Here is a 13,989-nt window from a genome sequence, read left to right on the forward strand (position 1 = left end):
GTCGCGAGAGGTTTGCCGCCTGACGGCGCCTAACCTCAGCTGTTGACGGCGTCCTTCAGGCCCTTGCCGGCCGAGAACTTCGGAACATTGCGAGCCGGGATATCGACTTCGGCACCGGTCGAGGGGTTACGGCCCTTCGATGCTTCACGGCGCGAAACGGAGAAGCTGCCAAAGCCAGCAAGACGAACTTCACCACCGTTCTTCAGCTCGCCCTGAACGGCTTCGAATACGGCGTCAACTGCGGACGCTGCATCAGCCTTGGAGAGACCTGCCTTTTCGGCGACGGCGGATACCAATTCGTTCTTGTTCATGTTTCCACCCCTTTCAATGGTTTCACATACAATGGATCTGTCGGGGGCGACTCGTGATTTCGACGACCCCTTCGCAAATCCAAAAGCTCCGCAATGACCTGAAAAACAAGGGGTACAGACCAGTTTTCACAAAAAAGGCCGGCGATTTGCCGGCCTTTTTCACAGCTATGTGCAATTTTCGCACAGTTCAGAGCCCGTCAATGGGCGAGCGAAGTGCCGGTTTCCTCGGCGCCCTCGACCGTCGCAATCACCGGCGTTTCCACCGTGCCGTCCCACTCGATGGGCTCCGGTTTGCGGGTCAGCGCATGTTCGAGCACTTCCGACATCAGGGAGACCGGAATGATCTCCATGTTGTTCTTCACGTTGTCCGGAATTTCCGCCAGGTCCTTGGCGTTCTCTTCCGGGATCAGAACCTTCTTGATGCCGCCGCGAAGGGCTGCGAGCAGCTTTTCCTTCAGGCCACCGATCGGAAGCACGCGACCGCGCAGGGTGATTTCACCCGTCATCGCCACGTTCTTGTCGACCGGGATACCGGTCATGATCGAGACGATCGCGGTTGCCATGGCAACACCGGCGGACGGACCGTCCTTCGGGGTTGCGCCTTCCGGCACGTGGACGTGGATGTCCGACTTGTCGAAACGCGGCGGCTCGATGCCGAAGTCGACTGCACGGGAGCGCACATAGGATGCAGCCGCCGAGATCGATTCCTTCATCACGTCCTTCAGGTTGCCGGTCACGGTCATGCGGCCCTTGCCGGGCATCATGACACCTTCGATCGTCAGAAGTTCGCCGCCGACTTCCGTCCAGGCGAGACCGGTGACGACACCGACCTGATCCTCACGCTCGGCCTCGCCGTGGCGGAACCGCGGAACGCCGAGATAGTCGTGGATATTGGCCGCGGTGACTTCCACCGTCTTCGTCTTGCCCTTGATGATCTCGGTGACCGCCTTGCGGGCGAGCTTCATCAGTTCGCGTTCGAAGTTACGAACACCGGCTTCGCGGGTGTACTGCTGGATGACAGACATCAGGGCGTCGTCGCTGACGGAGAATTCCTCCGGCTTCAGCGCATGTTCCTTGATGGCCTTCGGCAGCAGGTGCCGCTTGGCGATTTCGCGCTTCTCATCTTCCGTGTAACCGGCGATGCGGATGATCTCCATGCGGTCCATCAGCGGTGCCGGGATGTTCAACGTGTTCGCCGTGGTGATGAACATCACGTCGGACAGGTCGTATTCCACTTCCAGGTAATGGTCCATGAAGGTGGAGTTCTGCGCCGGATCGAGCACTTCGAGCAAAGCAGACGACGGATCGCCGCGGAAATCCATGCCCATCTTGTCGATTTCGTCGAGCAGGAAGAGCGGGTTCGAGCGCTTGGCCTTCTTCATCGACTGGATGACCTTACCGGGCATCGAGCCGATATAGGTGCGGCGGTGACCGCGGATTTCGGCCTCGTCACGCACGCCGCCGAGCGCCATACGGACATATTCGCGGCCGGTGGCTTTAGCGATCGACTGGGCGAGCGAGGTCTTGCCGACGCCCGGAGGACCGACGAGGCACAGGATCGGGCCCTTGATCTTCGTTGCACGCGCCTGGACCGCCAGATATTCGACGATGCGTTCCTTGACCTTGTCGAGGCCGTAATGATCCTGCTCGAGGATCTTTTCGGCATTGTTCAGGTCAGCCTTGATCTTCGACTTCTTGTTCCACGGAATGGTCAAGAGCCAGTCGAGATAGTTGCGCACGACCGTGGCTTCCGCCGACATCGGGCTCATCTGCTTCAGCTTCTTCAGTTCGGCCTCCGCCTTTTCGCGGGCCTCCTTGGTCAGCTTCGTCTTGGCAATGCGCTCTTCGAGTTCGGCCATCTCGTCGCGGCCGTCCTCACCCTCGCCGAGTTCCTTCTGAATGGCCTTCATCTGCTCATTCAGATAATACTCGCGCTGGGTCTTCTCCATCTGGCGCTTGACGCGCGAGCGGATGCGCTTTTCGACCTGCAGGACCGAGATCTCGCCTTCCATGAAGCCGAGCGCCTTTTCCAGGCGCATCTTCACGCTCACCGTTTCCAGCATTTCCTGCTTTTCGGTGATCTTGATCGACAGATGCGAGGCAACGGTATCGGCCAGCTTCGAGTAGTCCTCGATCTGGCTTGCCGCGCCAACCACTTCCGGGGAGATCTTCTTGTTCAGCTTGACGTAATTTTCGAATTCCGAGACCACCGAGCGAGCCAATGCCTCGACCTCGACGGAATCATCGTCCGGCTCGCCCAGAACCTTGGCATGTGCCTCGTAGAAGTCTTCGCGGCCCGTGTAGTTGTCGATCTTGGCGCGGGCACGGCCTTCGACGAGAACCTTGACGGTTCCATCGGGCAGTTTCAGCAGCTGGAGGACGTTGGCAACCGTGCCAACCTTGTGGATTGCGGCCGGGGCCGGATCGTCATCACCGGCATTGATCTGGGTGACGAGCATGATCTGCTTGTCGGAGCCCATGACCTCTTCCAGCGCGCGAATGGATTTTTCGCGCCCGACGAACAGGGGTACGATCATGTGGGGGAAGACCACAATGTCGCGCAAAGGCAGGACCGGATAGACATCCCCGCCAGGTGCCGCAGACGCTGTATTCGTCATGTCATTTCCTTTCACTCGTCCCGTTTCCGGGAGCTGGCCCGACCATAGGAGACGGGCACTTCTTTCCTCCCCAAAGTGGAGGTTTTACCGGGTCTTTTCAAGCCTTGCGCATCGCACCGTGGATTGGAGCGCTGAAGAGGTACGGTATGACGGGATGCTTACGCGTGACTGGCTAGTCCGTCGGAACCCTGGAAGGGCCTGCGCGCCGCGCACCCATGCCCTCTCGGTTCTTCGCTGCCGATCAGCCTCCCGGCCCGGCGCGGCACCTGCGGCGTGATGCCTCATTCCGGCATCGGACCCGCAGGGCGGTCAAGGCGAGGCGCCCCAAGGCCCCTCGCCCTTTATGCATCAGGCCGAAACGTTGGCCTTCTCTTCCTGGCGATCCGCATAGATGTAGAGCGGACGGGCAGCGCCACGAACGACCTCTTCCGAAATCACCACTTCCCGAACACCTTCCAGCGCCGGAAGTTCGAACATGGTGTCGAGCAGGATCTTTTCCATGATCGAGCGCAGGCCACGGGCGCCGGTCTTGCGCACGATCGCCTTCTTGGCGATTTCACGCAACGCGTCCTCGTGGAAGGTCAGTTCCACGTCTTCCATCTCGAACAGGCGCTGGTACTGCTTGACGAGCGCGTTCTTCGGTTCCGACAGGATCTGGATCAGCGCGTCCTCGTCGAGGTCTTCCAGCGTTGCCAGAACCGGCAGACGACCGATGAATTCCGGGATGAGGCCGAACTTCACCAGATCTTCCGGCTCCAGTTCGCGCAGCACTTCGCCCACACGACGATCGTCCGGTGCCTTGACGGTAGCGGCAAAACCGATCGAGGTCTTTTCGCCACGGGCGGAGATGATCTTGTCGAGGCCGGCAAAGGCACCGCCGCAGATGAACAGGATGTTCGTCGTATCCACCTGCAGGAATTCCTGCTGCGGATGCTTGCGGCCGCCCTGCGGCGGAACGGAAGCCACAGTGCCTTCCATGATCTTCAGAAGCGCCTGCTGCACGCCTTCGCCAGACACGTCGCGGGTGATCGACGGATTGTCCGACTTGCGGGAGATCTTGTCGACTTCGTCGATGTAGACGATGCCGCGCTGGGCACGCTCGACGTTGTAGTCGGCCGCCTGCAGAAGCTTCAGGATGATGTTTTCGACGTCCTCGCCGACGTAACCGGCTTCGGTCAGCGTCGTGGCGTCCGCCATGGTGAAAGGCACATCGATGATGCGGGCGAGCGTCTGGGCGAGATAGGTCTTGCCGCAGCCGGTCGGGCCGACGAGCATGATGTTGGACTTCGCCAGTTCGACTTCGCCGTTCTTCGAGGCATGCGCCAGGCGCTTGTAGTGGTTGTGGACGGCAACCGACAGGATCTTCTTCGCCTGTCTCTGGCCGATCACGTATTCATCCAGCACCTTGATGATGTCCTGCGGCGTCGGAACGCCGTCACGCGAGGACTTCATCATGGAGCTCTTGTTCTCCTCGCGGATGATGTCCATGCACAATTCGACGCATTCATCGCAGATGAACACCGTCGGTCCTGCAATCAGCTTGCGGACTTCGTGCTGGCTCTTGCCGCAGAACGAACAATACAACGTATTCTTGGAGTCGCCGCCGTTGCTGCCGCTGACCTTGCTCATATCACTTCCCTTCCAGCACACCGCCAGCCCGTCATCCGGGCGCGGACACTTCTCTTGCCGACCAGCATGCCTCGCGGGGAGGCAGTGCCCGCCACTCCTTCAAGGGGTACTCTGCCGGCAGGGATCAATTCTGTCCCCGGTCCGGTGGCAACGAAACCCCGTCCAGACCGAATGCTATGTCATAAAATTTCAACACAGCATTAATATGCAACTATTAGCGCTTTCACAGCGAGTTGAAACCCCGTTTTCGGTCACAACGGGGTGACACTTTCGCTGGCCCCGCCAGCGTCAATCCGCGGAGCCGCCTTCCAGTTCCTGACGCGAGGTCAGAACCTTGTCGACAACACCCCAGGCAAGCGCCTCGTCACAATCCATGAAATGATCGCGATCGAGGGTCTTTTCGACTTCCTCGTAGGTGCGGCCGGTGTGCTTCACATACACATCATTCAGCCGCTTTTTCATCTTCAATATGTCACGAGCATGGCGCTCGATGTCCGAGGCCTGACCCTGGAAGCCGCCGGAGGGCTGGTGCACCATGATGCGCGAATTCGGCATGGCAAAACGCATGCCCTTCTCGCCGGCAGCCAGTAGCAGCGAGCCCATCGAGGCCGCCTGGCCGATGCAGAGCGTCGACACGGCCGGCTTGATGAACTGCATCGTGTCGTAGATCGACATGCCTGCCGTCACGACGCCGCCCGGCGAATTGATGTAAAGCGCGATTTCCTTCTTCGGGTTTTCGGCTTCGAGGAACAAAAGCTGCGCGCAGACGAGCGAGGCCATGTGATCTTCGACCGGACCGGTCAGGAAAATGATCCGCTCTTTCAGCAGGCGCGAGTAGATGTCGTAAGAGCGCTCGCCGCGGTTGGTCTGCTCGACGACCATCGGCACCAGGGCCATAGCGGTATCAACGGGATTTCTCATGGTGTTCCTTTGTTTCATCGGCGCCCGACGACTTAAAGTGCGCGCCAGGAATCGTCTTCATCAGGTCAGCTCCCTACATAGAGCTTGGAAGCCCCGCACTTCAAGACTCGGCGGTGGATATCCTTAATCCCTTGGGCTTTTCATCAGGTAACTGCGCAGATCGTTAGCAATTGCCTTCCGGCGGCAACCAGCCTTTAAACTCTATCCCACATTGTCACGGTAGAAAATCTGCAGGAAAGACCGCCGTTTGGATTATTCCACCGCCATGATGCTCTGGGCTACGGAGGCCTCAACCCTCGCCGTCCTGATGATCGGCGCCTGGTTCTATGACCGCCGGCTGGTGGTCACGGGCCTGTGGGGCCTGGGTTTTGCCCTGCACGGAGGCGGGATCCTCCTCGTCGCACTGCGTGGCATCATCCCCGATCTCGTCTCGATCGTCGGCGGCAACGGCCTTGCCCTCGTCGGCGTCGCATGCTGGTGCAACGGAATGCTGGTGTATGACGAGCGCCGCCCCACGGCCCTGGTGCTTATTCCCCTGGGGATGTGGCTGTCGGCACTGACGGTGCCTGCGATCATGGCGCATTTCTGGGCGCGGACCTCGGCCTTTCAGATCTCGGGCGCAACGGCCTATCTGATCTTCGCTGCCATCGTTTTTGCAGGACGCCGGAAGGCCTACAGGACCCGGATCGTCCTGGCCGGCGTTGCCTGCTTGCAGGCCGGCCTGATGCTGAAGATGGCTTATGACAGCTTGCATCTCCGCCCGGCGGGTTTCCTGGAGATGCCGAACGTCGCCTCCTATGCCGTCGGCAACATCTTCTGCCTGGTGGCCGGCATCCTTCTCGGCGCCAAACTGCTGATGGCGCGCTCGGAGGCGCACCTGCAGCGCCTGGCCGACAGCGATCCGCTGACCGGCGTGTTCAACCGGCGCGGCCTGCTCGATCGTTTCCAGCAGCTGTGCCGCAAGACCACGGGCGCGAAAAGCCATATTGCCATCGTGCTCTTCGACCTCGACCATTTCAAGCAGATCAATGACCGGCATGGCCACAAGGCGGGCGATGTCGTGCTGACCGAATTCTGCCGCATCGCCACGACCTGCCTCGGCGAACGCGGCATCTTCGGGCGCATGGGCGGCGAGGAATTTGCCTGCATGATGCAGGTCGGCGGTCCGCCCGAAGCAATCGGCGTGACCGAGGCGATCCGCCTGACGCTCGAACATACCGAAATCCGCATTGCCGAGGGCGATGCTCCGATCCCGGTCACCGTCAGTTGCGGGATTGCGCTTTCTCCCCTCTCCTCGGCAGACCTGGATGCCATGCTGATCAGCGCCGACAGGGCGCTTTATGCCGCAAAGTTTGCCGGTCGCAACGGCACGGCGCTGGCAACCGGCACGGGCGACGACATCCAGCTGATCGGTCCAGGTTTCGTCGATCCCGCCGCCGAGGAACGGGAAGTCACGCCCCTGAAGCGTCATGCCCTGGTGCCGATCATCGGCGGACGAATCTGATATCCTCTCGCAGAGCTTGCCCTGCCGCAGATTGTCGGCAACACTTGCCTCTTTCACACGGGCGTACCGATCCGGGACGCTCCGGCATCTGACGTCCCGATATCCGGAGGCAATCATGCGTCACATCTTCCTCGTCACTACCTTCGCAACACTGCTGATGCAGACAGCCACCGGTAGCGCGCAGCAGGCATCCGACACGGTTGCGCCGGAAAAAGCCACGACCGTTGCAACGGCGAAGCGGGTCGAGGCGAAGTCCTTCATGGTGGCGGCCGCCAATCCGCTCGCGGCAGAGGCCGGGCGCGCCATCATCGAAAAAGGCGGCAATGCGATCGACGCCCTGGTTGCGGTGCAGACGGTGCTGGGCCTGGTCGAACCACAGAGTTCCGGCCTCGGCGGCGGCGCCTTCCTCGTCTATTACGAGGCGGCATCGAAGACGCTCACCACCTTCGACGGGCGCGAGACGGCGCCGATGGCGGCAACTCCCAAGCTCTTTCTCGATGACAAGGGTCAGCCGTTGAAATTCATGGATGCCGTGGTCGGCGGGCGCTCGGTCGGCACACCCGGCACCGTGCGGTTGATGGGAGATGTGCACAAACGATTCGGTAAACTTGCCTGGGCCGACCTGTTTGCCCCGGCGGAGAGACTGGCAGAAGACGGTTTTGTCGTCTCGCCGCGACTGGCGACGCTGGTGGCTGGCGAAGGCGACCGGTTGAAACGTTTTGACGGGCCGCGCTCCTATTTCTTCGGGGCCGACGGTGCGCCGCTGAAGGCCGGCACCGTCCTGAAGAACCCGGATTACGCCAAGACCCTGGCTGCCATCGCCAAGGGCGGCGCCGATGCCTTCTACACCGGGCCGATCGCCGAGGCGATCGTCAAGACCGTGCGCGAGGCGACCGGCAATCCGGGCGTTCTGTCGCTGACCGATCTCGCCAACTACCGGACAAAGGAACGGCAACCGGTCTGCGTGACCTACCGGGCGCTCGATGTCTGCGGCATGGGACCGCCCTCGTCCGGCGCGGTCGCCGTCGGCCAGATGCTCGGCCTGCTGGAGAATTTCGATATCAAGGGGTACGGCCCCGACAATGTGCAGAGCTGGCGGCTGATTGGTGACGCCCAGCGGCTCGCCTTCGCCGACCGCGAGCGTTATCTCGCCGACACGGATTTCGTGCCCTCGCCGATCAAGGGCCTTATCTCCAAGGAGTATCTCGGCGAGCGGGCAAAACTGCTGGATGGCGAGCGGGCTTTGGCCGCCGACCAGGTGAAGGCCGGCGAACCGACCTGGGATCACGCGCTTCTCTTCGGACGCGATGCGGCGATCGAACTGCCCTCCACCAGCCATTTCGTCATCGTCGACAAGGCCGGCAATGTCGTTTCGATGACGACGACGATCGAAAACGGTTTTGGCTCGCGGCTGATGACGGGTGGTTTCCTGCTCAACAACGAGTTGACCGACTTTTCCTTCAAGACCCATGACAAGGGCGTGCCGGTGGCAAACCGTGTGGAACCCGGCAAACGGCCGCGCTCTTCGATGGCGCCCACCATTGTGATGAAGGACGGCACACCGCTGCTTGCCATCGGTTCGCCGGGCGGCAGCCAGATCATCGGTTATGTCGCCCAGGCGCTGATCGCCTATATCGATTGGGGCATGCCGGTGGAGCAGATCGTCGCACAGCCGCATCTCATCAATCGGTTCGGCAAATACGACCTGGAAGCCGGCACCGCGGCGGAAAAGTTTGCCGATCCGCTGAATGCGCTGGGCTTTGACGTGAACCTGGCCGAAATGAATTCCGGACTGCACGCAATCGAGATCACCCCGACTGGCCTTGCCGGAAGCGCCGACCCGCGGCGTGAAGGTGTGGCCGTCGGCGAATAATCAGGGCTGGGCGGTTCCGTAGACGAGCGCCGTTTTCGTCGGCCCCTGAGGGTCGACGTCGTCGAGAGCGTGAAGGGCCTGGAAGAGACGCCAGGCCCCTGCGGCAAGCGCGGGATCGGCGCGCCCCTTGTGCAGATCGAAGCGAAAGCTGAGTTCCGCGGCGATCGGCATGCGGGGATCGTCCGGGCGGAACCAGAGGATCACGGCGGCCTCGGCCCGCGCATCGGCGATGTCGAACCAGCCGCCGGCATAAACCTCTTCGGTGATCACAAGCCCGCCGACAATCACCAGAGGCTGATCGGATATGACCGTCAGATGCGCCGGCAGCTTGGCATAGACGCTGCCGAGGGCTTCCACCGTGGCGAGCATCGTCACCTCTTCGATGACTGCCTTGGCAGAACGGCTGAAAAGCGCCCAGAAACCGAGACCGCGGGCGCTCGGCACCGCCTTCACATCCTCCTCGAAGGTCACCTCGCGGCCGTCGCCGGCATAGGCCTTGCGGGGCCTGAACGGTTGGGCGGCGGACTGTAGCCGGTCGCCGTGGCGGAATTTCAGGGTGACATCCGCGCGCGCCATGCCCTCCTGCGATTGCCGCAGCCGCAGGATGAGGTCGAACTGGCCATAAAGCTGGCGATCCGGTGTATCGAGGAAAACCACCTTTCGCCGGACGGCCAGTTCCAGCTGTTTTGCGGCGGAGACGGAATGATCGGCCAGATGCTGGTCGAGGTCTCGCCAGACAGCAGCCACCGCGGCGGCGCGCGCCGCATCACTGCCGGCAAAGGGGCCGGGCTTCAGCATCATCTTGTATTCACGCGACGCTGGATGCTTCATGGACAGATCCCCACGGCATTGAGGTGTATACGATATCGTACATCAATCAGGGATTGCGTCAACGACACCCCTCTTTTCCTTCGCGAGCGGATGTTCTAGGCAGGCAGGTATGACACAGATACCCGACTTTCTCCATATCGACCCCGCTACCCGCACGGTCTCGCTCGATGCCCGTAACCCCGCCTTTTACGGCGATCCGAACCGCGCTTACGCGGCGCTGCATGCGCACTGTCCGACTTTCTACTGGCAGGAACAGAAGCAGTGGTTCTTCTGCGGTTATGATCCCGTGAACGCGCTTCTGCGCGACCGCCGTTTCGGCCGGCAGATCCTGCATATTGCAAGCCGCGAGGAACTGGGCTTGGCCGAACCTGCCGCCCATACCGCGCATTTCGACCTCGCCGAGCGCCATTCGCTGCTGGAGATCGAACCGCCGGAACATACAAGGCTGCGCACGCTCGTCAACCGCGCCTTCGTGTCGCGGCATGTGGAAAAGATGAGCGGGGAAATCGAAGCGCTTGCCAATCGCCTGATCGATCGTTTCGAGACAGACGGGCGGACAGAACTGCTTTCCTCTTTCGCCGATATCATCCCGGTCACGATGATTGCGCGGATGATCGGCATTCCGGAAGAGATGGGGCCGCAGCTGCTCAAATGGAGCCATGATTACGTCGGCATGTACATGTTCAAGCGCTCTCGCGCCGACGAGGAGGCCGCCGACCGATCGGCGAAGGAATTTGCCGATTACGTGAAGACGGTCATTGCTGAACGCCGCGCCAATCCGCGCGACGACCTCTTGAGCCATATGATCCATACCGAACACAAGGGCCAGCTGCTGACCGAAGACGAGCTGGTTTCGACCACCATCGTGCTGCTGAATGCCGGCCACGAGGCGACCGTGCACCAGATCGGCAATTCGGTCAGGGTGATCCTCGAAAGCGGGCTTGATCCGCAGGCGATGTTTGTCGATGCCGCAGCCACCGAACGCACCGTCGAGGAAACCCTGCGCATCTGCGCACCGGTGCATATTTTCCAGCGCTGGGCGCTGGAAGATGTCGACGTGGATGGCGTTTCCTTCAAGCGCGGCGACAAGGTGAGCCTTATCCTCGCCGCCGCCAATCTCGATCCGAAGAAATTCCCCGATCCGCTGACCTTCAAGCCGGAGCGCAACGAGGGCGCCAACCTCTCCTTCGGCGCCGGCATCCATTTTTGCATCGGCGCGCCGCTGGCGAGACTCGAGCTCAACATCGTGCTGCCGCTGCTGTTCAAGCGACTGCCGGGGCTCAGGATTGCCGAGAGGCCTATCGTGAAGGACGTCTATCATTTCCACGGACTGGAGCGGCTGGATCTGGCGTGGTGAGCAGATCCTTCCCCTTTTCCCTGGGGGAGGATATAGTTTTCCGCACGAAACAGGACGCTCGTCATGTCGACCAGATCATCACGCGATACGCGCATGGTTCCAGCCGGTGGGGACACCGACCGCTCGCAGACCTGGCTCGAGCAAACTGAGATCGATCTTGTTGTGGAGGCACTGGAAACGGGCGACCGCCAGACCAGCGAGCAGGCCCTTGCGAAGATCGAAATGGCGACCACACGCAGACGCCGTCCCGGCCGATTTAAGGGCCGTCTTCTGGTGGGCGACGATTTTTTCGAACCGCTGTCGCCGGAGGTTCTGCAAGATTTCGACCGGGCATGAAGTATCTGCTGGATACGCACACGCTCCTCTGGTGGCTGGCAGACAGCCCGCAACTGTCACCCGCCGCCGTCAGGCTGATAGAAGACAGCGACAATGACATCTACGTCAGCGCGGCATCCGCGTGGGAGGTCACCACCAAGTGGGTGCGGGGTAAGTTGCCCTCTGCCGTGTTACTACTTCCTGATTTTGTCGCTGTGGTCGTTGAAGAAGGTTTCCTGGAACTTCCGGTGACGAGCGTCCACATGGTTCGCAGCTGTCTGCTGCCGGGAATGCATCGCGACCCCTTCGACCGCATTATTGCGGCACAGGCGATCCAGGAGGGAATGGGCTTGATCTCGACGGATGAGAAGATTGCCGAGTTTGGCGTCGTTCTGCACTGGTAGATAGCACGGTTTGATCCTGCCGCCTCTCGTGAAAAGAGCCGAAGGCGTGTATTCTGACGAAGCGATCCATGGTTTGGAGCATACGCCACGTTTCGATTGCCGAAGCAAAGGAAAAGTTCGACAAGCTGATCACGCTCGTGCGTGCCGGCGAGACCGTCGTTCTGACCGAGGATGGTCGCAACATCGTCGAGCTAAAGGCTCCGCCAGCCCCAATGAAGCCCGTGGATATCGGCGCGCTGCAGCGGGACTTGGCGGAACTGCGTGCCTCAATGAAAGGCTTTACGCTCCATGAGCTGGCGAAATTCCGCCGTGAGAGCCAAAAGGGCTAATGCGCTTCATTATTAACGCCTCGGTGACGGCGTACTGGAATAGCTGCTGGCAGATTCGGACTAGAGCCGGATCACATAGTCCTTGCGAGTTGTTTCAATCACTTCCCAGGTTCCTTTGAAGCCAGGTCGGAGGATCAGGCGGTCGCCTGCCCTCAGGTGAATCGGCTCGCCGCCCTCTTGCGTGACGATCGAATAACCGTCGAGGATGTGGAAATATTCCCACTCGTCATAGGAGATCCGCCATTTGCCCGGGGTCGATTGCCAGATGCCGGCATAAAGCCCGCCGTCTGCCTCCTCGATATCCCAGGTGGTGAAGCGTGGATCGCCCGAGATCAGGCGGTCCGGTGCCGGCGCGCCCTCTTCCGGGGTGATGGCGGACAGATCGAACGAAAGAAAACGAGACATCGGCGGGCTCCGGTGAGGGAGGCGGCGCCTGCTGCGCCGCCTCCTTGAGTTCTTAGACCTTCGCCAGCGACTGTTCCAGATCGGCGATGATGTCGGCAACATCCTCGATGCCGATGGAGAGGCGCACGACATCCGGGCCGGCGCCGGCGGACACCTGCTGTTCCGGCGTCAGCTGCCGGTGCGTGGTGGAGGCCGGGTGGATGACCAGCGAACGCGTGTCGCCGATATTGGCGAGATGCGAGAAGAGTTTGAGCCCTTCGACAAAATTCTTGCCCGCCTCGTAACCGCCCTTCAGGCCGAAGGTGAAAACGGCACCGGCACCGGACGGCGAATACCGTTGCTGCAGCGCGTGGTTCGGATGGTCTTCCAGGCCGGCATAATGCACCCAGGACACCTTCTCATGCGCCTTCAGCCAAGTGGCAACCGCGGCGGCATTGTCGCAATGGCGCTGCATGCGCAAGGAAAGCGTCTCTATGCCGGTCAGGATCATGAAGGCGTTGAACGGCGAGATCGCCGGGCCGAGATCGCGAAGCCCGAGCACGCGGCAGGCGATTGCGAAGGCGAAATTGCCAAAGGTCTGGTGCAGCACGACACCGGCATATTCCGGCCGCGGCTCCGACAGCATCGGATATTTGCCCGACGCCGACCAGTCGAAGGTGCCGCCATCAACGATAATGCCGCCCATGGAATTGCCATGGCCGCCGAGGAACTTTGTCAGCGAATGCACGACGATATCGGCGCCGTGTTCCAGCGGACGCACCAGATAAGGGCTCGCCATGGTGTTGTCGACGATCAGCGGCAAGCCATGCGCCTGGGCGACCTCGGCAATCGCGGCGATATCGACAAAAGTCCCGCCGGGATTGGCGAGGCTCTCGATGAAGAAACCGCGGGTGTTTTCGTCCACCTGGGACGCAAAACTTGCCGGATCGGCGGGGTCGGCCCAGCGCACCTCCCAGCCGAAATTCTTAAACGCATGGCCGAACTGGTTGATCGAACCGCCATAAAGCCGCTTTGCCGCAACGAAATTGCAGCCCGGCTGCATGATCGTGTGGAAGACCAGCATCTGCGCCGCATGGCCGGAGGCGACCGCAAGCGCTGCAGTGCCGCCTTCGAGCGCCGCCACCTTTTCCTCGAGCACCGCCTGGGTCGGGTTCATGATGCGGGTGTAGATATTGCCGAACTGCTGCAGGCCGAAAAGGGCCGCCGCATGATCGGCATTTTCGAAGACGAAGGAGGTGGTCTGGTAGATTGGCGTTGCGCGCGCGCCGGTCGCCGGGTCCGGCTTGGCACCGGCATGAATGGCCAGCGTCGAAAAGCCTGGCATCGGATCGGTCATGAAAATTCCTCCCTATGGTTGTCTCTTGTCGGCGCCCTCGGACGCCAAGCGCCGAGACTATAACGGGGCTTCTTGCAGCCGGACAGGCGGGAGCGAACGGGAACGCGACATCCCGAGGATTTTTTTGCTGCATGCTGCCGTATCGGGGAAAAGACG

13 protein-coding genes are annotated in these 13,989 nt (G+C 61.1%); 6 read left to right on the forward strand and 7 right to left on the reverse strand.

Going from position 1 to position 13,989, the window contains the following annotated elements; all coding sequences use genetic code 11:
• Nucleotides 1–35: 35 nt before the first annotated feature.
• The 4 genes from hupB to clpP all read right to left on the reverse strand — a co-directional run bounded on the left by hupB (nt 36) and on the right by clpP (nt 5,479).
• Nucleotides 36–311, reverse strand: a complete 276-nt coding sequence (hupB, locus tag OU993_RS00135) for a DNA-binding protein HupB (RefSeq protein ID WP_165220380.1) — start codon at nt 309–311, stop codon at nt 36–38.
• 197 nt (nt 312–508) lie between these two features.
• On the reverse strand, nt 509–2,929 hold the full coding sequence (gene lon / locus OU993_RS00140) for an endopeptidase La (RefSeq protein WP_268153825.1): 2,421 nt from the start codon (nt 2,927–2,929) through the stop codon (nt 509–511).
• A gap of 348 nt (nt 2,930–3,277) precedes the next feature.
• The gene (gene clpX / locus OU993_RS00145; RefSeq protein WP_268153827.1) at nt 3,278–4,558 is read right to left on the reverse strand and encodes an ATP-dependent Clp protease ATP-binding subunit ClpX; all 1,281 of its coding nucleotides are present in this window, start codon (nt 4,556–4,558) and stop codon (nt 3,278–3,280) included.
• 288 nt (nt 4,559–4,846) lie between these two features.
• Nucleotides 4,847–5,479, reverse strand: coding sequence for an ATP-dependent Clp endopeptidase proteolytic subunit ClpP (gene clpP / locus OU993_RS00150; protein WP_165220389.1), 633 nt, complete (start codon nt 5,477–5,479; stop codon nt 4,847–4,849).
• 247 nt (nt 5,480–5,726) lie between these two features.
• On the opposite strand from clpP, the gene OU993_RS00155 reads away from it, so the two are divergent.
• Together OU993_RS00155 and ggt are read left to right on the forward strand one after the other, a co-directional pair.
• Nucleotides 5,727–6,983 carry a GGDEF domain-containing protein gene (locus OU993_RS00155; RefSeq protein ID WP_268153829.1) on the forward strand — a complete coding sequence of 419 codons (1,257 nt, stop codon included), beginning with the start codon at nt 5,727–5,729 and terminating at the stop codon, nt 6,981–6,983.
• A 115-nt stretch (nt 6,984–7,098) separates the two neighbouring features.
• Nucleotides 7,099–8,856 carry a gamma-glutamyltransferase gene (gene ggt / locus OU993_RS00160; RefSeq protein ID WP_268153831.1) on the forward strand — a complete coding sequence of 586 codons (1,758 nt, stop codon included), beginning with the start codon at nt 7,099–7,101 and terminating at the stop codon, nt 8,854–8,856.
• On the opposite strand, the gene OU993_RS00165 is transcribed toward ggt, so the two are convergent.
• Complete coding sequence (locus OU993_RS00165) at nt 8,857–9,687, reverse strand: hypothetical protein (RefSeq protein ID WP_268153833.1); 831 nt, start codon at nt 9,685–9,687, stop codon at nt 8,857–8,859.
• A 109-nt stretch (nt 9,688–9,796) separates the two neighbouring features.
• Here OU993_RS00165 and OU993_RS00170 point away from each other — a divergent pair, with 109 nt between their 5' ends.
• The 4 genes from OU993_RS00170 (at nt 9,797) to OU993_RS00185 (ending at nt 12,092) form a co-directional block, all read left to right on the forward strand.
• Complete coding sequence (locus OU993_RS00170) at nt 9,797–11,044, forward strand: cytochrome P450 (protein ID WP_268153835.1); 1,248 nt, start codon at nt 9,797–9,799, stop codon at nt 11,042–11,044.
• 63 nt (nt 11,045–11,107) lie between these two features.
• The gene (locus tag OU993_RS00175; RefSeq protein WP_268153837.1) at nt 11,108–11,380 is read left to right on the forward strand and encodes a hypothetical protein; all 273 of its coding nucleotides are present in this window, start codon (nt 11,108–11,110) and stop codon (nt 11,378–11,380) included.
• Nucleotides 11,377–11,763: a type II toxin-antitoxin system VapC family toxin gene (locus tag OU993_RS00180; protein ID WP_268153839.1), complete on the forward strand. Its 387-nt coding sequence runs from the start codon at nt 11,377–11,379 to the stop codon at nt 11,761–11,763. Before OU993_RS00175 ends, OU993_RS00180 begins: the two co-directional genes overlap by 4 nt.
• Before the next feature lie 68 nt (nt 11,764–11,831).
• Nucleotides 11,832–12,092: a type II toxin-antitoxin system Phd/YefM family antitoxin gene (locus OU993_RS00185; RefSeq protein WP_268153840.1), complete on the forward strand. Its 261-nt coding sequence runs from the start codon at nt 11,832–11,834 to the stop codon at nt 12,090–12,092.
• Between the two features lie 60 nt (nt 12,093–12,152).
• On the opposite strand, the gene OU993_RS00190 is transcribed toward OU993_RS00185, so the two are convergent.
• Nucleotides 12,153–12,497, reverse strand: coding sequence for a cupin domain-containing protein (locus OU993_RS00190; protein ID WP_268153842.1), 345 nt, complete (start codon nt 12,495–12,497; stop codon nt 12,153–12,155).
• A 52-nt stretch (nt 12,498–12,549) separates the two neighbouring features.
• Nucleotides 12,550–13,833 carry an O-acetylhomoserine aminocarboxypropyltransferase gene (locus tag OU993_RS00195; RefSeq protein WP_268153844.1) on the reverse strand — a complete coding sequence of 428 codons (1,284 nt, stop codon included), beginning with the start codon at nt 13,831–13,833 and terminating at the stop codon, nt 12,550–12,552.
• Nucleotides 13,834–13,989 lie beyond the last annotated feature (156 nt).

Source organism: Rhizobium sp. SL86, assembly GCF_026672545.1.
GTDB lineage: Bacteria > Pseudomonadota > Alphaproteobacteria > Rhizobiales > Rhizobiaceae > Neorhizobium.